General features: G+C 68.5%; 18 protein-coding genes. 10 read left to right on the plus strand and 8 right to left on the minus strand.

Annotation, left to right across the window (positions count from 1 at the left end):
- Positions 1–3: 3 nt before the first annotated feature.
- Positions 4–1,434 (plus strand): sulfotransferase, encoded by a 1,431-nt coding sequence (locus PRL19_RS04785; protein ID WP_273744061.1) that lies wholly within the window; start codon positions 4–6, stop codon positions 1,432–1,434.
- On the opposite strand, the gene PRL19_RS04790 is transcribed toward PRL19_RS04785, so the two are convergent.
- From PRL19_RS04790 to PRL19_RS04800, 3 genes are all read right to left on the minus strand, one after another.
- Positions 1,431–2,105 carry a 5'-nucleotidase, lipoprotein e(P4) family gene (locus PRL19_RS04790; RefSeq protein WP_273744062.1) on the minus strand — a complete coding sequence of 225 codons (675 nt, stop codon included), beginning with the start codon at positions 2,103–2,105 and terminating at the stop codon, positions 1,431–1,433. The two genes, PRL19_RS04785 and PRL19_RS04790, sit on opposite strands and share 4 nt — an antisense overlap.
- A gap of 84 nt (positions 2,106–2,189) precedes the next feature.
- Positions 2,190–3,431 (minus strand): MFS transporter, encoded by a 1,242-nt coding sequence (locus PRL19_RS04795; RefSeq protein ID WP_127897557.1) that lies wholly within the window; start codon positions 3,429–3,431, stop codon positions 2,190–2,192.
- Positions 3,432–3,521: 90 nt separating this feature from the next.
- On the minus strand, positions 3,522–4,112 hold the full coding sequence (locus tag PRL19_RS04800) for a LolA family protein (protein WP_045982343.1): 591 nt from the start codon (positions 4,110–4,112) through the stop codon (positions 3,522–3,524).
- A 151-nt stretch (positions 4,113–4,263) separates the two neighbouring features.
- Here PRL19_RS04800 and PRL19_RS04805 point away from each other — a divergent pair, with 151 nt between their 5' ends.
- Both PRL19_RS04805 and PRL19_RS04810 read left to right on the plus strand, forming a co-directional pair.
- Entirely contained in the window at positions 4,264–5,499 is a 1,236-nt protein-coding gene (locus PRL19_RS04805; protein WP_045982288.1) for a putative DNA modification/repair radical SAM protein, read from the plus strand.
- Positions 5,496–6,917: a UdgX family uracil-DNA binding protein gene (locus PRL19_RS04810; RefSeq protein ID WP_273744063.1), complete on the plus strand. Its 1,422-nt coding sequence runs from the start codon at positions 5,496–5,498 to the stop codon at positions 6,915–6,917. The genes PRL19_RS04805 and PRL19_RS04810 overlap by 4 nt, the downstream gene beginning before the upstream one ends.
- 4 nt (positions 6,918–6,921) lie before the next feature.
- On the opposite strand, the gene PRL19_RS04815 is transcribed toward PRL19_RS04810, so the two are convergent.
- Genes PRL19_RS04815 through PRL19_RS04825 form a run of 3 tightly spaced genes read right to left on the minus strand, consistent with a single transcriptional unit; the run spans position 6,922 to position 10,013 of the window.
- A complete protein-coding gene (locus PRL19_RS04815; RefSeq protein ID WP_045982290.1) occupies positions 6,922–7,833 on the minus strand; it encodes a glutaminase in 912 nt (303 codons plus the stop codon).
- 55 nt (positions 7,834–7,888) lie between these two features.
- Positions 7,889–9,112: a UbiH/UbiF/VisC/COQ6 family ubiquinone biosynthesis hydroxylase gene (locus tag PRL19_RS04820; protein WP_273744064.1), complete on the minus strand. Its 1,224-nt coding sequence runs from the start codon at positions 9,110–9,112 to the stop codon at positions 7,889–7,891.
- 49 nt (positions 9,113–9,161) lie between these two features.
- A complete protein-coding gene (locus tag PRL19_RS04825; protein WP_273744065.1) occupies positions 9,162–10,013 on the minus strand; it encodes an SDR family oxidoreductase in 852 nt (283 codons plus the stop codon).
- Between the two features lie 94 nt (positions 10,014–10,107).
- Between PRL19_RS04825 and PRL19_RS04830 the strand changes: the two genes are divergently transcribed.
- From PRL19_RS04830 to pdeM, 7 genes are all read left to right on the plus strand, one after another.
- A complete protein-coding gene (locus PRL19_RS04830; RefSeq protein ID WP_273744066.1) occupies positions 10,108–11,592 on the plus strand; it encodes an AMP nucleosidase in 1,485 nt (494 codons plus the stop codon).
- A gap of 147 nt (positions 11,593–11,739) precedes the next feature.
- Positions 11,740–12,039, plus strand: coding sequence for an HU family DNA-binding protein (locus tag PRL19_RS04835; protein ID WP_042246023.1), 300 nt, complete (start codon positions 11,740–11,742; stop codon positions 12,037–12,039).
- A 124-nt stretch (positions 12,040–12,163) separates the two neighbouring features.
- Positions 12,164–13,054, plus strand: coding sequence for a DMT family transporter (locus PRL19_RS04840; RefSeq protein ID WP_046000564.1), 891 nt, complete (start codon positions 12,164–12,166; stop codon positions 13,052–13,054).
- 59 nt (positions 13,055–13,113) lie between these two features.
- Positions 13,114–14,106 (plus strand): ligase-associated DNA damage response exonuclease, encoded by a 993-nt coding sequence (locus tag PRL19_RS04845; RefSeq protein WP_273744067.1) that lies wholly within the window; start codon positions 13,114–13,116, stop codon positions 14,104–14,106.
- A complete protein-coding gene (locus PRL19_RS04850; RefSeq protein WP_273744068.1) occupies positions 14,103–15,653 on the plus strand; it encodes a cisplatin damage response ATP-dependent DNA ligase in 1,551 nt (516 codons plus the stop codon). Before PRL19_RS04845 ends, PRL19_RS04850 begins: the two co-directional genes overlap by 4 nt.
- Positions 15,650–18,025, plus strand: a complete 2,376-nt coding sequence (locus PRL19_RS04855) for a ligase-associated DNA damage response DEXH box helicase (protein ID WP_273744069.1) — start codon at positions 15,650–15,652, stop codon at positions 18,023–18,025. Before PRL19_RS04850 ends, PRL19_RS04855 begins: the two co-directional genes overlap by 4 nt.
- Entirely contained in the window at positions 18,022–18,678 is a 657-nt protein-coding gene (gene pdeM, locus PRL19_RS04860) for a ligase-associated DNA damage response endonuclease PdeM (protein WP_273744070.1), read from the plus strand. The genes PRL19_RS04855 and pdeM overlap by 4 nt, the downstream gene beginning before the upstream one ends.
- Before the next feature lie 50 nt (positions 18,679–18,728).
- Here the strand turns inward: pdeM and PRL19_RS04865 are convergent, their stop codons facing one another.
- A complete protein-coding gene (locus PRL19_RS04865; RefSeq protein WP_273744071.1) occupies positions 18,729–19,466 on the minus strand; it encodes an outer membrane protein in 738 nt (245 codons plus the stop codon).
- Positions 19,467–19,639: 173 nt separating this feature from the next.
- The gene (gyrB, locus tag PRL19_RS04870; RefSeq protein ID WP_045982300.1) at positions 19,640–22,075 is read right to left on the minus strand and encodes a DNA topoisomerase (ATP-hydrolyzing) subunit B; all 2,436 of its coding nucleotides are present in this window, start codon (positions 22,073–22,075) and stop codon (positions 19,640–19,642) included.
- Positions 22,076–22,110: the final 35 nt, after the last annotated feature.

The following is a 22,110-nucleotide window of genomic DNA, read 5'->3' on the forward strand; positions in this document are numbered from 1 at the left end:
CAGATGACCTCGACCAGCCCGCAGACCGACCTGACCGTGCCGCCGGTCAGAACCGCCCTGATCGTGCTGGGCATGCACAGGTCGGGAACTTCGGCGTTGGCGGGTGTGCTGGGGCATCTGGGTGCGGCACTTCCGCAGGACCTGATGGCGCCCTCGGACATGAACGCCAAGGGGTTCTTCGAATCGAACCGCATCACCGGGCTAAACGACCGTCTGCTGGCGCAGGCTGGCTTCACCTGGTGGGACCCGCGCCGCTTTCCCGCCGCATGGTTCGACACCCCCGAGGCGGCCACCCTGCTGGACGAGGCCGTCGAGGTGCTGCGGGCGGATTACGGCGATGCGGCGCTGTTCGTCATGAAGGACCCGCGGATCTGCCGCCTGCTGCCGTTCTGGACTGCCGCGTTGGACCGCTTCGGTGCGCAGGTCCGGATCGTGCACACGCACCGTGCCGCGTGGGACGTCGCCGCGTCGCTGGCCCGGTGGGCGGAGTACGAGCCCGAGTTCGGGCTGGTGCTGTGGTCGCGCCACGTCCTGGACGCCGAGGCCGGCAGTCGCGCACTGCCGCGCTGCTTCACCAGCTTCGAGGCGCTGATGGACGACTGGCGCGCCGTGGCCCGCCATATCGCCGACGCGCTGGACCTGGACTGGCCGCGGGGCCCGGATCAGGCCGGTGCCGCGGTGGACGATTTCCTCAGCCGTGACCTGCAGCATTTCCGCGGCGCATCGGCGACCGGTCCCGACGGCCAGCCCCTGCCTCCGGTGGCGGCAGAGTTGCAGCAGGTCCTGGGCGCATGGGTCGATGAGGGAGAATCGTCGCAGGATCACGATCGCCTTGACCGCCTGCGGTCGGCGCTGGATGCCAGCGGGCCGCTGTTCGACGGATTGGCCCTGCGGACCGTGCATCGTGCCCGTCAGGTGGCACATCTGTCGGGCCGGGTCGAAAGCCTGACGGCGGACCTGACCCAGGCGCACCGGGACCTGAGCCGTGCCGGGCAGGAGGCCGACCGCCGTGACGCCCAGATCGCCGAACAGGCAGAGCGTCTTGAGGTCATGGAGCGGCGCCAGCACGTCGCGTCGGTCCAGTTGCGACAGCTGACCGAACAGCGCGAACGCGAGATGCAGGAGCGCCTGCGGCTGGCCATCGCACTGGACGACCCGAACGCCATGGCGGACCGGCTGGACGACCTTGCCGAACGCGTGGAACGTGTCACCGCCGAACGCCGCAGGGAGCGCGACCGCCTGAACGCCGAAGCCGAGGCGATGGCCGCCGAAGGCGCGCGGCTGCGCGAGGACCTGGCCACGGCCCGTGCCGAACGCGATGCCGCGCAGCGCTGGGGTGCGACCCGCGAGGCGGAGCTGCTGGCCAGCACCTCGTGGCGCGTGACGGCGCCGCTGCGGGCGGTGTCGCGTGTGGCGCGGCGGCTGCGGCCCTAGTCGCGCTGCCAGGGGCGCAGCTCGGCCTCCATCCAGGTGCCATGGGCGGCGTTGGGAAAGACGATCCAGTCCTGGCCGAAGCGGTCGGCGTGGTCTTCGGTCAGGCGGTGCTGATCCTCCAGCGCTGCCCCGGCGAAGGCGCCATGGAAATCGTGCAGCGTGTCGCCCAGCTGCAGCACGATACGGTGCCCGTCCTCGACCTGCGCGCGGCGGGCGGCCTTGGGCGGACCGAACAGCAGGACCTGTTCGGCGCAGACCTGCGGCAGGCCGAGACGCGACAGGGTCGCGATGGTGGCCAGCTTGTTCTCCTCGAATCGGTCCGAGACGTAGAAGATCGTGACGCCCAGGCTGTCGGCCAGCGCAAAGAACTCGGCCGCGCCGGGGATCAGGTGGGGGTTGCCCTCGCGCTCCCACAGCAGCCAGGTGTCGATGTTCTGGAACATCCCCTCGTTGTGCATCGCGGCCGCCATGACGGCGCTGTTGTCCAGGATCGTCTCGTCGATGTCGCTGAGGACCGCCAGCCCGGCGCCGCCGCCTGCCTGGTCAACGGCGGCACGCAGGCGCAGGGTTGCCAGCGCATAGCATTGCCGCTGCAGGGCGCGCACCTCGGCCGAGGCCTGCTGATAGCGGACGGCGATGGCGTGGTCGTGAGGCGTGTGGGTGGGCTGCATGATCTGTCCTTTGGTCGCGCGCAACATAGCTAGGCCGCGCGCGCCGCCGGGTCAAATGACGGTCCGGTGGTCTGCGCCGCGTGGTCAGATGGCGGGCGCGGGGATGCGATAGGGCGCCTCGCGGACGGGCAGGTGGATCAGGGCGCTGAAGGCCCCGATGCCCACGCCGATCCACCAGACCAGGAAATAGTCGCCCGACGCGTCGTACAGCTTGCCCCCCAGCCAGACCCCCATGAACGATCCCAGCTGGTGAGACAGGAACACGAACCCGTAAAGCGTCCCCATGTAGCGCAGCCCATAGATATAGGCGACCAGACCCGAGGTCAGCGGCACCGTGGCCAGCCACAGCCCCCCCATGACCAGCGAGAACACGACCACCGTGGCAGGCGTCATCGGCGTCAGGATGAAGGCCGCGGCGGCGATGGTGCGCAGCGTGTAGATGCCCGCCAGCAGGTATTTCTTGGTGTAGCGCTTGCCCAGATATCCCGCGAGGATCGCCCCGCCGATATTCGCCAGCCCGATCAACGAGATGGCGATCGCCCCAAGCGCCGACGTGGTGGTGATGCCCAGGCCCGCCAGCATGCCGGCAGGGTCGATGGGGCCGCACATCTCGGTGATCATCGCGGGGAAATGCGCGGTGATGAAGCCCAGCTGATAGCCGCAGGAGAAGAACCCCGCAAAGATCATCATGAAGGACGGGTCGCGGAACGCGCGCCGCAGCACGGTGCCCATGCTGTCCTCCAGCTGCGACGGGGTCGCGGGCCTGCCGTCCCCCAGCATCGGCAGGAACAGCATCGTCGACAGGACGATCACGCCGAAGATGATGAAGACCGACTGCCACGGATAGAAGGCCAGCAGCCCTTCGGCCAGGGGTGCGCCGAAGACCTGTCCCGCCGATCCGGCGGCGGTGGCGATGCCCAGGGCCAGGCTGCGGTTGTCGTCGCTGGCGGCCCGGCCGACCACGGCCAGGATCACCCCGAACCCGGTGCCCGCGATGCCAAAGCCCACGATGATCTCCAGCAGCTGGATGCTGGCCGGGGTCGTGGCGAAGGCGGTCAGGATCAGGCCGGAGCTGTAGAGGATCGCGCCGACGATGATCGCCCACCGGTCGCCCCATCGTTCCGCCATCGCGCCGAAGATCGGCTGGCCGATGCCCCAGGCCAGGTTCTGGATCGCGATGGCCAGCGAGAACTCGGCCCGCGGCCAGCCGAAATCCTGTGCGATGGGAATCTGGAACACGCCAAAGCTGGCGCGCAGTGCAAAGTTGATCAGCAGGATCAGCGATCCGCCGATCAGCACGGGTGTCAGGATGCGGGAATGGGGCATGGCTGCGGCCTTGGATGGGGTCGGCCGCAGCGTTGCCCCCGGCATGGGGGCGCGTCAATCACGCAATTGTCAGGATGCAATCGCCGCCGGTCAGCGGCGCTGCACCTCGGACTGGATCGAAAAGCGCGAGGCAGGGATCGTTCCGCCCTTTGACATCTCTCCAAGGATCACGGTGGTCTTCTGGCCGGTATCGTCTGTGACGACCCACTGGCGCAGCTCTGTCGGCGCGGTGAACACCATCTGGATGGTGCCGTTCTGCGGCCGCTGCGGGTCCTGCGCGGTGACGACGGTGCCGTTGTTCTGTTCGCTGTGACCGGTGACCATGCCTTGGCGGCCCAGGTTCACGTTGGCATCCAGGATGATCGACAGCGGCGTCTGGGACAAGGGATACTGCTGCGGGCCGCCGTTCGACTTGCCGTCGAAGATCGCCACGTTGCCGCCCGATGCCAGAACCAGTGTCGGGTCGTTGTCGTATTCGAACCGCACCCGGCCGGGACGCTGGATATAGACGGTCCCCGTCGATACCGTGCCATCCGGGTTGATCTGCGTGAACTCGGACGTGACCGTGGTCAGGCTGTTGAGATAGCGCGAGATCTCGGACAGCGGGATACGTTCGGCCAAGGCCGGAAAGGCCATGGCGACAAGAAGGGCGGGCGCAAGGGCGAGGGTGCGTATGTTCATGGTCCCGATCATATCCTTTCGCTGTTGCGATGCACATCACGTCTGGCGGATGAACGCGCAGCCAACCATCGCGCGTCCGTGACGGTTCCCCATCATTTGTTTCATGCCAGACACCTTGTGAAGAACACATGGGGAACATATCTTTCCCGGCATGGCACAGCGCACCTTGCAGGACAAGCTGGCGATCCTGTCGGACGCCGCGAAATACGACGCCTCCTGTGCGTCCAGCGGAACGACGCGACGCGATTCGCGGTCGGGGGGCATCGGCTCGGCCGGGGGCACGGGGATCTGTCATGCCTATACGCCGGACGGGCGCTGCATCAGCCTGCTGAAGATCCTGATGACGAATTTCTGCATCTATGATTGCGCCTATTGCATCAACCGCGTCAGCAGCAATGTCGAACGTGCCCGGTTCTCTCCGGAGGAGGTGGTCCGGCTGACGCTGGAATTCTATCGCCGCAACATGATCGAGGGGCTGTTCCTGTCGTCGGGCATCATCCGCAGCCCGGACCAGACGATGGGCGACATGGTCCGCATCGCGCGCATGCTGCGGATCGAGCACGGGTTCAAGGGCTACATCCACCTCAAGACGATCCCCGACGCCTCGCCCGACCTGGTGGCGCAGGCAGGGCTGTTCGCGGACCGCCTGTCGGTGAATGTCGAACTGCCTCAGGATGCCAGCCTGCGCCACCTTGCCCCAGAAAAACGCCCCGAGACGATCCGCGCCACCATGGCCGACGTGCGCCTTGGCCGCGAGGCCGCCAAGGACCGAAGCCATACGGGCAAGCGCCCGCCGCGCTTCGCCCCCGCCGGGCAGTCCACGCAGATGATCGTCGGCGCGGATCAGGCCACCGACGTCGACATCCTGAACACGTCGGCCAATCTCTATTCGGGGTATCAGCTGAAGCGTGTCTATTACTCGGCCTTCAGCCCGATCCCCGACGCGTCCGCCATGCTGCCGCTGATCAAGCCGCCGCTGATGCGCGAACATCGCCTGTATCAGGCCGATTGGCTTATGCGATTTTACGGCTTTGACGCGACAGAGATCGGGTCGGCGCATCCGTCGGGCAACCTGGACCTGGCGATCGACCCCAAGCTGGCCTGGGCGCTGGCCAACCGGGCGCAGTTCCCCGTCGATGTCGCCCGCGCCCCGCGCGAGATGCTGCTGCGCGTGCCGGGCTTCGGCACCAAGACCGTGGGTCGCATCCTGACCGCGCGCCGGAACGGCGTGCTGCGATACGCGGACCTTTTGCGCATGGGCGCGATCATGTCCAAGGCCCAGCCCTTCGTCACGCTGCCCGACTGGACGCCGGGCGCACTGACCGACAGCGCCGGCCTGCGGGCGCGCTTTGCGCCGCCGCCCGAACAGCTGTCCCTGTTCGGATGATCCGGGTCACGCTGCCGCGGTTCGGACGCTTTGACGCCTGGCGTCAGGCCGCCCGCGATCTGGCCAGCGCACGCGTCCCGATGGAGGGCGTGACCTGGGCCGACCCTGACACGCCCCCCGACCTGTTCGGCGCCGACCCGGCCCCGCCGCCGGGCGATCATCCGGTGATCGCCACGCAGCAGTTCCTGCAGCTGGCCCGTCAGGTCGCCAGCCATTCGGACCCGGAACGCTGGTCGCTGCTGTACGGGACACTGATGCGGGCGCAGGGCGATCGGCGCTTTCTGTCCAATCCCGCCGATCCAATGATGGACCGCCTGTCGCGCATGGCGAAATCGGTGCGCCGCGACATCCACAAAATGCACGCCTTTGTCCGGTTTCACGAACTGCCCTCGGACGGGCCGCGCCGGGCCTTTGGTGCGTGGTTCGAACCCGAACACCCGATCCTGGAGGCCGGGACGCCGTTCTTTGCCAAGCGGTTCGCCGACATGGACTGGCTGATCGCCACGCCCGAAGGCACTGCCCGGTTCGACGGCGACACCATCGCCTATGACGACCCGGCCCCGCGCCCCGATCTGCCCGACGATGCAAGCCATGACCTGTGGCAGACCTATTTTGCCAACATCTTCAACCCCGCGCGCATCAAGACCAATGCAATGCGGTCCGAGATGCCCAAGAAATACTGGAAGAACCTGCCCGAAACCCGGCTGATCCCCGACATGCTGGCCGATGCGCCGCGCCGGGTTCAGGCCATGCGCGACGCGGGTGCGACCGATGCGCCGGCCTTTGCGCCCAAGATCACCGCCCGCCTGCGCCAGCAGCCCGACGACAGCATCCCCGACACGCTGGAGCAGGCCGCGTCCCAGGCCGCCCGCTGCACCCGGTGCGAGCTGTGTCATGCGGCCACCCAGACCGTCTGGGGGCAGGGTGATCCTGCCGCCCGCCTGATGCTGGTGGGCGAAGCGCCGGGCGATCAGGAGGATCTGGCGGGCCTGCCCTTCGTGGGCCCCGCGGGCCAGCTTCTGCACCGGACCATGGCCGAGGCCGGGCTGGCCCCCGACCGCGCCTGGATGACCAATGCGGTCAAGCATTTCCGTTTCACCCCGCGCGGCAAGCGCCGCCTGCACCAGACGCCCGACCGCGACCATGTCGATCAGTGTCGTTGGTGGTTGAACCTGGAACGCCGCATGGTCGCGCCGCGCCTGACCGTGGCCCTGGGGGCGACGGCGGCCTTCGCGCTGACCGGCAACCGCAAGCCGCTGACGCCGCGCCGCGGTCTGGTCGAACCGGCGCGCGACGGCGGCCCCGTCCTGATCACCTGGCATCCCAGCCTGATCCTGCGCCTGCCGCCCGACCGCGCGCCTGCGGCCTTGGCCGAACTGCGCGCCGATCTGGCGCAGGCGGTGCAGATGGTGGCCTGAGGCGTCAGCCGAAGACCGACCAGCCGGTGAATTCGGCCAGCCGTTCGGCGGCCAGCGTGCCCATCTGCGAATTGCCCCATCCGTCCAGCCCCGGCGACCAGATCGCGATCGACGCCTTGCCCGGCGCGATGACCAGCAGCCCACCCCCCACGCCGGACTTGGCGGGCATGCCCACGCGGAAGGCGAAATTGCCCGACCCGTCATATTGCCCGCAGGTCATCATCAGCGCGTTGATGCGCCGCTGTTTCACCGGGGCCAGCAGGGGCGGCGCGCAGTCCAGCCCGGCGATCACCCGGCCCGCGCGGGCCAGCTGGATGCAGGACATCTCGATCGCGCATTGGTGGACATAGGTGCCGATGACATGATCCGGCGGATTGCGCAGATTGCCGAAGCTGCGCAGGTAATGCGCCAGCGCCGCGTTGCGGTATCCGGTCCGCGCCTCGGACCGGGCGACGGCCTTGTCGATGTGGATGTCGTCATCCTCCGCCGCCGCGCGCACGAAGCCCAGGATCTCGGCCAGGGTCTGCTGGGGGCTGCGTCCGGTCAGCAGCTGGTCGGTGACCACAATGGCGCCCGCGTTGATGAACGGGTTCCGGGGCCGGCCCTTCTCCTGTTCCAAGAGCAGGATCGAATCGAACCGGTCGCCCGACGGCTCGCGCCCCACGCGCAGCCACAACTGTTCGCCGATGCGGCCCAGCACGCAGGCCAGCGCGAACACCTTGCTGACCGATTGGATGGAAAATCCCCGATCCGCCTGCCCGGCGGTCAGCACCTGTCCGTCCGCCAGGGCCACGGCGATGCCGAACTGATCGGGGGCGACGCCGGCCAGTTCGGGGATATAGTCGGCGACTTTGCCCCAATCGGCAGCCTTGCGGATGTCGCGGTCCAGGTCCTGCAGAAAGCGTTCAAGCGTCATGGCGTCCCCCGATGCTGCGCAGAGCCTATGGCGCGAAACCGCCGCCCGGGGAAGGTTAAAGCGCCTGACCCGCCAGCATCCGCGGCATCGGCGACACGGACAGCCCCGCCGCCTGCCGCATGAAGCCGCGCCGCAGTCCCGGCAGTGCATCGACCACGCCCATGCCCGCGCCGCGCAGCCCGGCCACGGCCGGATTGTCGGTCGCGAACAGTCGGTTCACCCCGTCCATGCCCAGTGCCAGCGTCGTCGCATCCGGTCTGCGCCACGCCTGATACCGCTCCAGCACCAGCGTGCTGCCGATATCCTCGCCGCGCCGGGCGGCATCGACCAGCACCTCGGCCAGGGCGGCTACGTCGCGCAGGCCCAGGTTCAGGCCCTGGCCCGCGATGGGATGGACCCCATGCGCCGCGTCCCCCACCAGCGCCACGCGGTCGGCGACATAGCGTTCGGCCAGGGACAGCGACAGTGGATAGCTGAAGCGCGGCCCCGCCAGCGACAGATCGCCCAGGAAATCGCCAAAGCGCGGCCGCAGGACCGCCAGGAAGGCGGCGTCGTCCAGGGCGGCGATGGCCGCGGCGTTCGCGGTGGTTTCCGACCAGACGATGTTGCTGCGGTTGCCGGGCAGGGGCAGGATCGCCAGCGGCCCGGTCGCCATGAAATACTGATGCGCGATGTCCTGATGGGGCAGAGCATGGTCGATGGCCGCGACCAGCGCGGTCTGGCCGTAATCCCAGCCCTGGCGCCGGATGCCCGCGCGCGTGGCCACGCCCGACCCGCGCCCGTCCGCACCGACCAGCAGCCGCGCCGTCAGCCGCTGCCCGTCAGACAGGATCGCGGTGACGCCCGCCGGGCCGACCTCCTGGCCGGTGACGGACAGGCCGGGCAGGGTGGTGACCGTGCCTTCCATCGCATCGGTCAGGGCGGCGTGCAGGAAGCGGTCCTCCAGCATGTGGCCCACCGGGCCTTCGCCCAGCTCGGCGCTGTCGAAATGCAGGAAGAAATGGCCCGCGCCCTCTCCGGGCTGCCCTTGGGACGCCTTGATCTGGTGGATGGGCTGGGCGTCGGGGGCCAGCCGGTCCCACAGGCCAAGCGCCCGCAGCACGCGGACCGAGGCGATGGCCAGCGAATAGGCCCGCCCGTCGAAACCTGCCCCCGACCGCGCGCGCGCGGGGCGCGGATCGACCACGGCCACGCGCAGCCCGGCCTGGGCCAGCGCCAGCGCCAGGGTCGGGCCGTTCAGCCCGCCCCCGGCCACCACGATGTCGAAATCCTGTGTCATGGCCCGCAGCTTGCACGGGCCGTGGGCAAAGGCAATGCGGCGCGCGGCCTCACGCGCCCTGGGCCAGCAGGGCGGCCAGCCCGGTCCGGTAATCGGGATAGTGCAGCGTCACGCCCAAGTCGCGCTTGATCCGGTCGTTCCGGACCCGCTTGCTGTCGCCATAGAAGGACCGCGCCATCGGGGTCATGTCGGCCTGATCGAAGGGCACAGCAGGCGGCAAGGGCAGGCCTAGCAGGGTCGCCGCATGGGCGATCACGTCCTGAGGCGGAGCCGGGTCGTCGTCGCAGACGTTGTAGATGCCGATCGGGTCGGGCGCGTCGATCGAGGCCAGCAGGACCTGGGCGATATCCTCGACATGGATGCGCGAGAAGACCTGACCGGGCTTGATGATGCGCCGCGCGGTGCCGTCGCGGACCTTCTGGAACGGACCGCGACCGGGACCATAGATCCCCGCCAACCGAAAGATGTGCAGCGGCAGGTCATGCGCCCGCGCCAGGTCCTGCCATGCGCCTTCGGCGGCGATGCGGGCCTGGCCGCGCGGGCCCGATCCGTCCAGAACCGAATCCTCGTCGACCCAGCCCCCGTCGCGGTCGCCATAGACGCCGGTGGTCGACAGATAGCCCAGCCAGCGAGGCCGCGCGCGAGCCAAGTCGTCGCGGAACGCGGCCAGAACAGGGTCGCCGTCCGGTCCGGGCGCGGTGCTGACCAGGATCGCGTCGGCCTGGACGATGGCCGTGCGCAGCGCATCCTCGGACCCCGGCCACAGCAGGGGCACGGCGCCTGCGGCCGCGACGCGGTCAGGGTCGTCGCGGGTGGTGCCGGTGACCTGCCAGCCGCGGGCGGTCAACAGGGGTGTCAGGAAGCCGGCGCTGTAGCCGTGACCGAAAACGAGCATCTTCATGACGGCACCGTAACGGCGCACGTGCGGCTGCGCCAGACGCTTGCCTGCCGCCTGCCGCGCTGGCAGGGTCGGCGCAGCAAGAAGGACAGATCCGATGACGACAGACGCCCGCTTTCTGCCGGTCCAGACCCCCGACGCCGCGGCGCCCCGCGACTTTACCGACGCGGCCGCGGCCGTGGCCCATCTGCGTGCGCTGTACGACCAGGCGACCGGCTTTCTGCTGGGCCATTTCACCGCCATCCTGGAAGGCACGTCCCCCGTCGCGCGCTATCGCGCCTTCTACCCCGAGGTGCGGCTGATCGTCCCGACGCATGGCAAGATCGACAGCCGCCTGTCCTTCGGCCATGTGGTCGCGCCCGGCGTCTATGCGGCCACGGTGACGCGCCCCGACCTGTTCCAGCATTACCTGACCGAGCAGCTGGGCCTGCTGATCAAGAATCACGGGGTGCCGGTGACCATCGGCCTGTCGGACACGCCCATGCCTGTCCATTTCGCGGTCGCCGCCCAGAGCGACCTGGCCGTCCCGCAGGAGGGCGTTCTGGATTTCAGCCTGCGCGACGTCTTTGACGTGCCGGACCTCAACACCATGAACGACGACATCGTGAACGGCGTGGCCGGCGCCATGCCCGACGGCAGCCAGCACCTGGCGGCGTTCACCGCGCAGCGTGTGGATTATTCGCTGGCGCGCCTTGCCCATTACACGGCGACCGCGCCCGAGCATTTCCAGAATTTCGTCCTGTTCACCAACTATCAGTTCTATGTCGACGAGTTCGAGGCCTTTGCCCGCCGCGTCCTGTCGGATCCGGACAGCGGCTATACCGCCTTCGTCGCCCCCGGAAACCAGCAGATCACCGACGGCCATGACACGATCGTGCCGCTGTCCAAGCTGCCGCAGATGCCGACCTATCACCTGAAACGCGCGAACGGGCAGGGGATCACCCTGGTCAATATCGGCGTCGGCCCGTCCAACGCCAAGACCGCCACCGACCACATCGCGGTGCTGCGCCCGCATGTCTGGCTGATGGTGGGCCATTGCGCGGGCCTCAGGAACAGCCAGTCCCTGGGCGATTTCGTCCTGGCCCACGCCTATCTGCGCGAGGATCACGTGCTGGACGACGACCTGCCCGTCTGGGTGCCGATCCCGGCCCTGGCCGAGGTCCAGGTCGCCCTGCAGGAGGCAGTGGCCGAGGTCACCCGACTGGACGGGTACGAGTTGAAGCGCATCATGCGCACGGGCACCGTCGCCACCATCGACAACCGCAACTGGGAACTGCGCGACCAGTCCGGCCCGGTCCACCGCCTGTCGCTGTCGCGCGCGGTGGCGCTGGACATGGAGAGCGCCACGATAGCCGCGAACGGGTTCCGGTTCCGGGTGCCCTACGGCACGCTTCTCTGCGTCAGCGACAAGCCGCTGCACGGAGAGCTGAAGCTGCCGGGCATGGCGACGGACTTCTATCGCACGCAGGTCGCCAACCATCTGCTGATCGGCATCCGCGCGATGGAGAAGCTGCGCGACATGCCGCTGGAGCGCATCCATTCGCGCAAGCTGCGGTCCTTCAGCGAGACGGCGTTCCTGTAGCGCGGCGGCAAAACACCAGCAAACGCGGGTTTTCGCGCGCGGGGCGAAAAAGGCTTGATCTGCCCGTCAAAACCGTGTGTAGCAGGCGATATGCCGCAAAAGGCGCAATTTGTGGGCCCGGTGCAACAGGGCAAGAGGAGACGGACCATGGCTACGGCTGCTGCAAAACCGATGACCAAGACCCAACTGGTGGCGACGATCGCCGAAGAAATGGGCTCGGACAAGAAATCCGCTTCGGCCGCTCTGGACGCGATCGTGGCGATCGTGACCCGCGAAGTCGCCGGCGGCGGCGCGGTGACCCTGCCGGGCATCGGCAAGATCGCCTGCCGCGCCCGCCCCGAGCGTCAGGTCCGCAACCCGCAGACCCAGGAAATGATGACCAAGCCGGCCGACAAGCAGGTCAAGGTCACCATCGCCAAGGCCCTGAAGGACAGCGTCAACAGCTGATCCGCAGATGCTGCGATGACGGATCGGGGTCGTGCCATCGGGCACGGCCCCTTTTCTTTATGTCTTCACCCCACGGCGGTGCTCTGTTAGCCGTCTTGCATCACCTGCAAGAAAGGCCTGGTCCATGGATCTTCGCGCGTTGCTGATGGGTCTGGCCTTCGCGGTGATGTGGGCCTCGGCCTTCACCTCGACCCGGATGATCGTGACCGAGGCGCCGCCCCTGATGGCGCTGGCCCTGCGCTTTGCGCTGTCGGGCGTGGTGGGCGTGATGATCGCGCTGGCCATGGGGCAGACCTGGCGCACCCTGACGCGGGCGCAGTGGCGCGCCGTGCTGATCCTGGGGCTGTGCCAGAACGCACTGTACCTGGGCCTCAACTGGACCGCGATGCAGTGGATCGAGGCGGGACTGGCCTCGATCATCGCGGCGACCATGCCGCTGATGGTGGCCGCCCTGGGCTGGAGCCTGATGGGCGAGCGCCTGCGCCCGATGGGCGTGGGCGGCCTGATCCTGGGCGTGGTTGGTGTGGCGATCATCATGGGCGCGCGCCTGCAGGGCGGCAGCGACCTGACCGGCATCGTCATGTGCTTCGTCGCGGCGCTGGCGCTGGCGGTGGCCACGTTGACCGTGCGGGGCGCCAGTTCGGGCGGCAACGTGATGATGATCGTGGGCCTGCAGATGCTGGTCGGCGCCGTGACCCTGGGCCTGATCGCGCCTTGGTTCGAGACCTGGGACGTCACCTATACACCGCGCCTGGTCGTGGCGTTCCTATATACGGTGATCGTGCCGGGGCTGGTCGCGACCTGGGTGTGGTTCATGCTGGTTGGGCGCATCGGCGCGGTGCGCGCGGCAACGTTCCACTTTCTGACGCCCTTCTTCGGCGTGGCCACCGCCGCCCTGTTCCTGGGCGAGGATCTGGGCGCGGGCGACGTGATCGGCGTCGCGGTCATCATGGCCGGCATTCTGGCGGTGCAGCTGTCCAAGGCGCCCCCGGTCAAGCGCCCGCCGCCCAGCTGACGGACCCCTGCGGCCATCGGCGGCGTTGAGCCTGCGCGAACCCCTGCGATGATGGTGCCATGCGTCCCGACCAGATCCTGCACCCGACCGAGGCCGGGCTCTATTGCCCGCCCGGCGATTTCTACATCGACCCGGTCCGCCCGGTGCCCCGCGCGCTGATCACGCACGGGCATGGCGACCACGCCCGTGCGGGTCATGGGGCCGTCATGGCGACCCAGCAGACCTTGGACATCATGGCGATCCGCTATGGCGAGGATTTCACCGGCACCCGCCAGGCCGCCCAAGGGGTGGCCCGCATTGGCGACGTGCAGGTCAGCTTTCACCCCGCGGGCCATATCCTGGGCTCGGCCCAGATCGCGGTGATGCCCGACCGCGGCCCCAAGATCGTCGTCTCGGGCGACTACTGCCGCGCCCCGAACCCGGTCTGCGCCCCCTATGAGCCGGTGCCCTGCGACATCTTCGTGACCGAGGCGACCTTCGGCCTGCCGGTCTTCCGCCACCCCGACCCGCTGACCGAGATGACCAAGCTGATCGCCAGCATGGCCGAATTTCCCGAACGCCCGCACCTGATCGGCGCCTATGCCCTGGGCAAGGCGCAGCGGGTCATCGCGCTGGCACGCCAGGCCGGGATCGACGGCCCCATCGCCATCCACGGCGCGCTGCAACGCCTGTGCGATTTTCACGTGGAACAAGGGATCGACCTTGGCCCGCTGGTCCCCGCCACCGCCAAGCAGGTCGATGCCCAGCTGGTCATCGCGCCGCCCTCGGCCTTTGCCAGTGCCTGGGTCCAGCGCTTCCGCGACCCGGTCATCGGCTTTGCCTCGGGCTGGATGACGGTGCGCGCGCGGGCGCGGCAGCGGGGGGTGGAGCTGCCCCTGGTCATCAGCGACCATGTCGACTGGCCGCAGGTCACACAGACCATCCTTGAGCTGGCCCCCCAGGAGGTCTGGATCACCCACGGGACCGAGGACGGGCTGATGCGCTGGTGCGAGCTGCAGGGCATCGCGTCCCGCCCCCTGCGCCTGATCGGATATGAGGACGAGCCGGAATGAAGGCTTTTGCCCATCTGCTGGAACGGCTGGCCTTCACCGCCGCGCGCAACGCCAAGCTGCGCCTGCTGCGCCATTACCTGGAGGCCACGCCCGACCCCGACCGCGGCTATGCGCTGGCCGCGCTGACCGGTGATCTGAAGCTCAGGGCGGTGACGCCGGGCCTGTTGCGCGGGCTGATGGCGGGGCGGGTGGACGAACAGCTGTTCGCCATGTCCTATGATTTCGTGGGCGATCTGGCGGAGACCATCGCGCTGCTGTGGGATACCGACCAGGATCAGGACGTGCCCCTGCGGGATGCGGTAGCGCTCCTGCGCGACACGGGCCGCGCGGGGCTGCCTGCGGCGATCACCGCGATGCTGGACCGGCTTGGTCCGTCTCAGCGACTGGCCTTCCTGAAGCTGGCCACGGGAAACATGCGCGTGGGCCTGTCCGCCCGCATGGCGCGCATGGCCCTGGCCGAGATGGGCCGCCCCGAGGTCAAGGACATCGAGGAGATTTGGCACGGCTTGACGCCCCCCTATCAGCCGCTGTTCGACTGGATCGCGGGGGGTGCGCGCCCCGAACACGCGGCCCGCGCGCCCTTCCGGCCCGTGATGCTGTCCACGCCCGTCGATCTCGATCAGCTGCGCGCCTTCGATCCCGGCGATTACATCGCTGAATGGAAATGGGACGGCATTCGCGTTCAGGCGATCAACGACGGCGGCACCCGGCGCCTCTATTCCCGGACCGGAGAGGATGTGGGCGCGGCCTTTCCCGACCTGCTGGAGGCGCTGAACTTCGACGGTGCGCTGGATGGCGAGCTGCTGGTCCGGCGGGGCGCCGACGTGGCGCCCTTCGGCGATCTGCAGAAGCGTTTGGGCCGCAAGGTCGTGGGGCGCGCGATGCTGGACAGCCATCCCGCGGGCCTTCGGGTCTATGACGCGATGATCTGGAAAGGGCGCGACCTGCGCGACCTGCCGCATCAGGAGCGGCGCGCGGTGCTGGAGGACGCCGATTTCGGCAGCGACCGGATCGACCTGTCGCCATTGCTGCCCTTCCAGACCTGGGACGATCTTGCCTCCCTGCGCGCCGACCCGCCCTCGATCGTGATCGAAGGCGTGATGATCAAGCGCCGCGACAGTCCTTACGTCGGCGGCCGCCCGCGCGGGCCCTGGTTCAAGTGGAAACGCGACCCGATGGTGGTGGATGCGGTGATGCTCTATGCGCAGCGCGGGCATGGCAAGCGGTCGGGCTTCTACAGCGACTTCACCTTCGGCCTGTGGGACGGCGAGGCGCTGGTGCCCGTGGGCAAGGCCTATTTCGGCTTCACCGATGAAGAGCTGCGCGAGTTGGACCGGTTCGTTCGGAACAACACCACCGAACGTTTTGGCCCCGTGCGCTCCGTTGCGCCCAAGCTGGTGCTGGAGGTCGCGTTCGAGGGGCTGAACGCCTCTCCGCGCCACAAGTCCGGGGTCGCGATGCGCTTTCCCCGCATCAGCCGCATCCGATGGGACAAGCCCGCCGCCGAGGCCGACCGGCTGCAGACGCTGAAGGACATGATCCCGTGACGCTGCCCCCCGCGTTCCAGGACTGGTTCTCCCGGCAGGGCTGGCAGCCGCATCCGCATCAGCTGGCCCTGCTGGAGGCCAGGGAGGACAGCCTGCTGATCGCGCCGACCGGGGGCGGCAAGACGCTGGCGGGGTTCCTGCCCTCGCTGGTCGATCTGACCGCGCCGCATCGGGGGATGCACACGCTGTACGTCTCGCCCTTGAAGGCGCTGACGGCGGATATCGCGCGCAACCTGTCGCGCCCGGTCGCCGATCTGGGCCTGGACATCCGCATCGAGGATCGCACCGGCGACACCCGCGCCAGCCAGCGCGCCCGCCAGCGCATGGACCCGCCCGACATCCTGCTGACCACGCCGGAATCGCTGGCCCTGATGCTGTCCTATGAACAGGCGCCCGCGATCTTCGGGGGCCTGCGCCGGGTGGTGCTGGACGAGCTGCATGCCCTGGCCGAGAACAAGCGCGGCGATCAGCTGATGCTGGCTTTGTCGCGGCTGCGCACGCTGGCGCCCGACCTGCAGGTCACGGGCCTCTCCGCCACGGTCGAGGACCCGTCGCGGCTGGCCCGCTTCATGGGCGGTGCCACCGTGATCCACGCCGATCCCGGCCCCAACCCCGACATCGCCATGCTGCCCACCGCCAAGGCCCCGCCCTGGGCCGGCGCGGGCGGGCATTACGCCGTGCCGGACGTGCTGGAGGCCGTGGCGCAGGCCACGACCACGATCATCTTCATCAACACCCGCGCCCAGGCCGAGCTGTTCTTTCAGGCGCTCTGGGCCGCGAATGACGCGAACCTGCCCATCGGCCTGCATCACGGCAGCCTCTCGCGCGAGGCCCGCGCCCGGACCGAGGCCGCGATGGCCGCGGGCGAATTGCGCGCGGTGGTGGCGACCGGGTCCCTGGATCTGGGCATCGACTGGGGCGCGGTGGATCTGGTGATCCAGGTCGGCGCGCCGCGCAATGTCAAGCGGCTGGTCCAGCGGATCGGGCGCGCGAACCACCGCTATAACGCGCCGTCGCGGGCGCGGATCGTGCCCGCAAACCGGTTCGAGGTGATCGAATGCGTCGCCGCCCTGCAGGCCGTGCGCGAACGCGATCTGGATGGCGACGACCGGGGGCCGGGGCCGCTGGACGTGCTGTGCCAGCATATCCTGCTGACCGCCTGCGCGGGGCCTTTTGACGCCGATGCGCTGTTCGCCGAGGTCCGCACCGCCGGGCCCTATCGTGACCTGACCCGCGCCGATTTCGACGCCTGCCTGGAGTTCGCGGCGACGGGTGGCTATGCGCTGCGGGCCTATGACCGCTGGCAGCGGCTGATGGAACGCGACGGGCTGTGGCGCCTGCGCGACCCGCGCGCGGCACGAAACCTGCGCATGAACATCGGCACCATCGTCGAGGCCGAGATGCTCAAGGTCCGCTTTCGCGGACGCGGCGGCGCTCCCCTGGGCGAGGTCGAGGAAGGGTTCGCGGCGACCTTGGCGCCGGGCGACACCTTCCTGATCGGCGGGCAGACGGTCCGATACGACGCGCTGCGCGAGATGGTGGTCGAGGTCACGAAACAGCCCTCCAAGGAACCCCGCATCGCCACCTTCTCGGGCATGAAGCTGGCCACGTCGACGCAGCTGTCGCACCGGGTCCTGGCGCTGATCGGCGATCCGGCGGCCCATGCGGGCCTGCCCGCGGACACGCGCGACTGGCTGGCGTTGCAGGCGCGGGTCAGCGCGCTGCCGCGTCCCGGCACCCTGCTGACCGAGGCGTTCCCCCATCAGGGGCGCTGGCATCTGGCGGTCTATGGTTTTGCGGGGCGCAATGCGCTGCAGACCTTGGGCCTGCTGATGACGCGGCTGATGGAGGAGGCGGGGCTGGCCCCCCTGGGGTTCCTGGCCACCGATTACGCGCTGCTGATCTGGTCGCTGGACCCGGTGACCGACCCCGCGCCTTTGCTGGACCGCGACGGCCTGCGAGAGGGTCTGGGCGACTGGCTGGCCAGCAATGCGGTGATGAAGCGCAGCTTTCGCAACGTGGCGACCATCGCCGGGCTGATTCAGCGCAACCTGCCGGGCGCGCGCAAGTCGGGGCGGCAGGCGACGTTCTCCAGCGACATCCTCTATGACACGCTGCGCAAGTACGACCCGGACCACCTGATGCTGCGCATCACCGCGGCCGAGGCCAGCCGGGGGCTTGTGGATTTCGGCCGGATCGAGGAAATGCTGGACCGCACCGACCGCCTGGACCACCGCATGCTGGAGCGTGTGTCGCCCCTGGCCGCGCCGCTGATGCTGGAACTGGGTCGCGTGCCCATCGCGGGACAGGGACGCGAGCGCATGGCAGAGGCGGAGGCTGCGGCATTGATGGCAGAGGCAGGGCTTTCGTGACGTTTCACCCTTTCGATTTCGACGGTCAGGCGCTGCAGGCGCGGGCCACCGGTGCGCTGTTCTGGCCGGAACGGCGCTGGCTGATCGTGGCCGACCTGCATCTGGGCAAATCCGAACGCATGGCGCGGCGTGGGGGTGCCCTGCTGCCCCCCTATGAGACGCTGGAGACGCTGGACCGCCTCCAGGCGGAGATCGCAGCGACCGATCCTGCGGTGGTCGTCAGCCTGGGGGACGGGTTCGACGACAACGCGGCGGGGCGCGCGCTGCCCGACGATGTCTGCGACCGGCTGCGCACGATGGCCCAGGGCCGGCGCTGGATCTGGGTCAGCGGCAACCACGACCCCGGGGCGATCTGTCCCCGTCTGCCCGGCGATACCGCGGCGGACCTGCACGACGGCCTGATCCTGCGCCACGAGGCGGGTCAGGGGCCGGACGTGTCGGGCCATTACCACCCTTGCATCCGGTTGGCGGGCCAGCGGCGGCGGTGTTTCCTGGTCGGCCGCGACCACCTGATCCTGCCCGCGTTCGGTGCCTATACCGGCGGGCTGGAGGTCACGGACAGGGCGCTGGCCGCGCTGGTGCCGCAGGGGTTGGCAATCGCTTGCGGGGCGCGCGCCCTGCCGGTGCCGGTGGGCATGCGTCGCCGCGCATGAAAAAGGGCCGGCACGCATCGCGGCCGGCCCCGTCATCCAGAGTGGTCGGATCAGAAGCGGAAGTTCGCACCGATCTTGACGCAGCTCATGGTCATGCTGGCGCGGGTCGAGAGGGTGTCGATCCCATCCGAGAATTCCACCCGCTCGTTGCCGAAATCGCGGTACTGGTATTCGGCGAAGATCGATGTGCGCGGGTTGATCATGCGCTCCACGCCCAAGCCGCCCGCGGCACCCGTCGCGGTGAAGCCGCGCGTCTGCGAGAAGTCGCCCGTGCTCAGCGTATAGTCGAAATCACCGCGGGCGACGCCCAGGGTGCCATAGACCAGCGTCTGCGGGTTGACCGCATAGCCGGTCTTGATGACCAGGGTGGCGATGTTCTTCATCTCGCTCTCGACGCGGCCCAGCAGCGGATCGCCGATGTCGATGCTTTCGTCGACCGAGCCGAACTCGACGCCCAGTTCAGGACCGAAGACCCAGTTGCCGCGCTGCCAGCGATAGCCCAGCTGCAGGCCTGCGGTTGCGCCGGAGATGCCGACATCACCCAGCCCGCCGATCAGGCCCACATCCTCGCCGTCGATGACCTCGGAGAAACCCACCTGATCCTCGGTGTCGAAGATATAGCCGAGCGACCCGCCCACATAGGCGCCACCCCATGCCGAGGCGATCGGCGCCACGGGTGTCACCGTCACCGGTGCCACGTCAACGACGGGCGACACCACGCCCCCGGCAAGGGCAGCGCCTGCCCCCAAAACCAGGGCCGAGACGGAGGAGAGAGCAAAGAGGCGCATGGGGGATACTCCTGAAAAGCTGGGGCGCGCCCACCGGCTGCGCCCGATCTGCAAATGATGTCCGGTCAATCCAGCGCAGAGAATCGGCCCAAGATCAATTAAAACGCGCATTGGCCCCTGTCCCTGCACGCGGTGACGGGCATGGACAGTGACCTTTGGGCAACATGGGCCGTTCAGGTATCCAGGTTCTCGACGTTCAGGGCGTTCTGCTGGATGAACTCGCGGCGCGGTTCGACGACGTCGCCCATCAGCTTGGTGAACAGGTCCTCGGCCTCGGCCACGTCCTCGATGCGGACCTGGAGCATGGTGCGCGCGACGGGGTCCAGCGTGGTTTCCCACAGCTGCTCGGGGTTCATCTCTCCCAGTCCCTTGTAGCGCTGCAGGGACAGGCCCTTCTCGCCCTCCAGAAACACCGCCTGCAGCAGGCCCAGGGGGCCGTGAATGGGCTGATCGCGATCCTTGCGGATCAGGCGCGCGGGCTTGGCATAGATGTCCTGCAGGGCCTGGGTCATCTCGCCCAGCCTGCGGCTCTCGCCGCTGCGCAGCATCTGGCCGTCCAGGGTGCGGTTCTCCTCGACCCCGCGCAGGGTGCGCGACAGGCGGATGCCGGCATCCTGGGTCGGGCGTCCCTGCCAGCCGCGCTCGTACTCCTCGGCGATCTGGTCCAAGCGGGCGGCGATGTCGGTGGCCACGCCTTGGGCGTCCTGGTCGATACGGCCGGGAACCAGTGCCCCGGCGATCGCAGCCTGTTCGGTGATGTGGGGCGGGTAGTGGGTCGGATAGGCGCGCAGGACGCGGCGTGCCACCCGCGCCTCCTCGACCACGCGGGCTAGGTCGTTGCCGGTGATCTCCTCGCCCGAGGCCAGGCGCAGCGATGCCCCCTCGACGCCCTGCTGGATCAGGTAATCCTCCAGCGCGGCCTCGTTCTTCAGATAGACCTCGGACCGGCCGCGCCCGACCTTGTAGAGCGGCGGCTGCGCGATATAGAGATGCCCGCCCTCGATCAGCTCCGGCATCTGCCGGAAGAAGAATGTCAGCAGCAGCGTGCGGATATGCGCGCCGTCGACGTCGGCGTCCGTCATGATGACGATCTTATGGTAGCGCAGCTTCTTCAGGCTGAACTCGTCGCGCCCGATGCCGGTGCCAAGCGCGGTGATCAGCGTGCCGATCTGGTCGCTGCCCAGCATCCGGTCGAACCGCGCGCGTTCCACGTTCAGGATCTTGCCGCGCAGCGGCAGGACGGCCTGGTTCTGGCGCGAGCGGCCCTGCTTCGCCGAACCGCCGGCCGAATCCCCCTCGACGATGAACAGCTCGGACAGCGCCGGGTCCTTCTCCTGGCAATCGGCCAGCTTGCCAGGCAGAGATGCCACGTCCATCGCCGTCTTGCGCCGCGTCAGCTCGCGCGCCTTGCGCGCCGCCTCGCGGGCCAAGGCGGCCTCGATGATCTTGCCGACGATCTGGCGGGCCTCGGTCGGGTTCTCCTCGAACCATTCGGCCAGCTTCTCGCCCACCAGCCCCTCGACCGCCGGACGGACCTCGCTGGAGACAAGCTTGTCCTTGGTCTGGCTGGAGAATTTGGGATCGGGCACCTTGACGGACAGCACGCAGGTCAGCCCCTCGCGCGCGTCATCGCCGGTGAAGTCGACCTTTTCCTTCTTCGCGATGCCGCTGTCCTGCGCGTATTTGCCGATCACGCGGGTCAGGGCGCCGCGGAAACCGGCCATGTGCGTGCCGCCGTCCCGCTGCGGGATGTTGTTGGTGAAGGGCAGGACGGTCTCGTGATAGCTGTCGTTCCACCACATCGCGACCTCGACGCCGATGCCGCCCTTCTCTCCGGTGATGAAGATCGGCTCGGGCATGACGGCGGTCTTGGACCGGTCCAGGTATTTCACGAATTCCTTGACGCCGCCCTCGTAGAACAGCTCGGTCTTCTGGACCTCGGCATGACGCTCGTCCTCCAGGATGATGCGCACGCCGCTGTTCAGGAAGGCCAGCTCGCGCAGGCGGTTCTCCAGCGTCTTGAAGCTGTAGTCCAGGTTGCTGAAGGTCCCGTCCGGATGCACGGTCTTGGCCGAGGCCATGAAGCGCACTTCGGTCCCGCTTTCACCCGGCGCATCGCCCACCACGACCAGCGACTTGACGGTGTCGCCGCGCTCGAACCGAACGAAGTGCTCCTTGTCGTTGCGCCAGATGCGCAGCTCCAGCCAATCGGACAGGGCGTTCACGACCGACACGCCCACGCCGTGCAGGCCCCCCGACACCTTGTAGCTGTTCTGGTCGAACTTTCCGCCCGCATGCAGCTGGGTCATGATAACCTCGGCCGCGCTGACGCCCTCTCCGGCATGCATGTCGACCGGGATGCCGCGCCCGTTATCGCGCACGCTGACGCTGCTGTCGGCATGGATCTTGACCTGCACGAAGTCGGCATGGCCGGCCAGGACCTCGTCGATGCCGTTGTCCACGACCTCATAGACCATGTGGTGCAGGCCGGACCCGTCGTCGGTATCGCCGATATACATGCCGGGACGCTTTCGCACGGCGTCCAAACCCTTGAGAACCTTGATGGAATCGGCGTCGTACAAAGCGGGTTGGGCGGCGGTGTCGGTCATGCGTCGGGCTTTCTGTTCGTCATGTCTTGATATAG

This window comes from Paracoccus marcusii (genome assembly GCF_028621715.1).
GTDB lineage: Bacteria > Pseudomonadota > Alphaproteobacteria > Rhodobacterales > Rhodobacteraceae > Paracoccus > Paracoccus marcusii.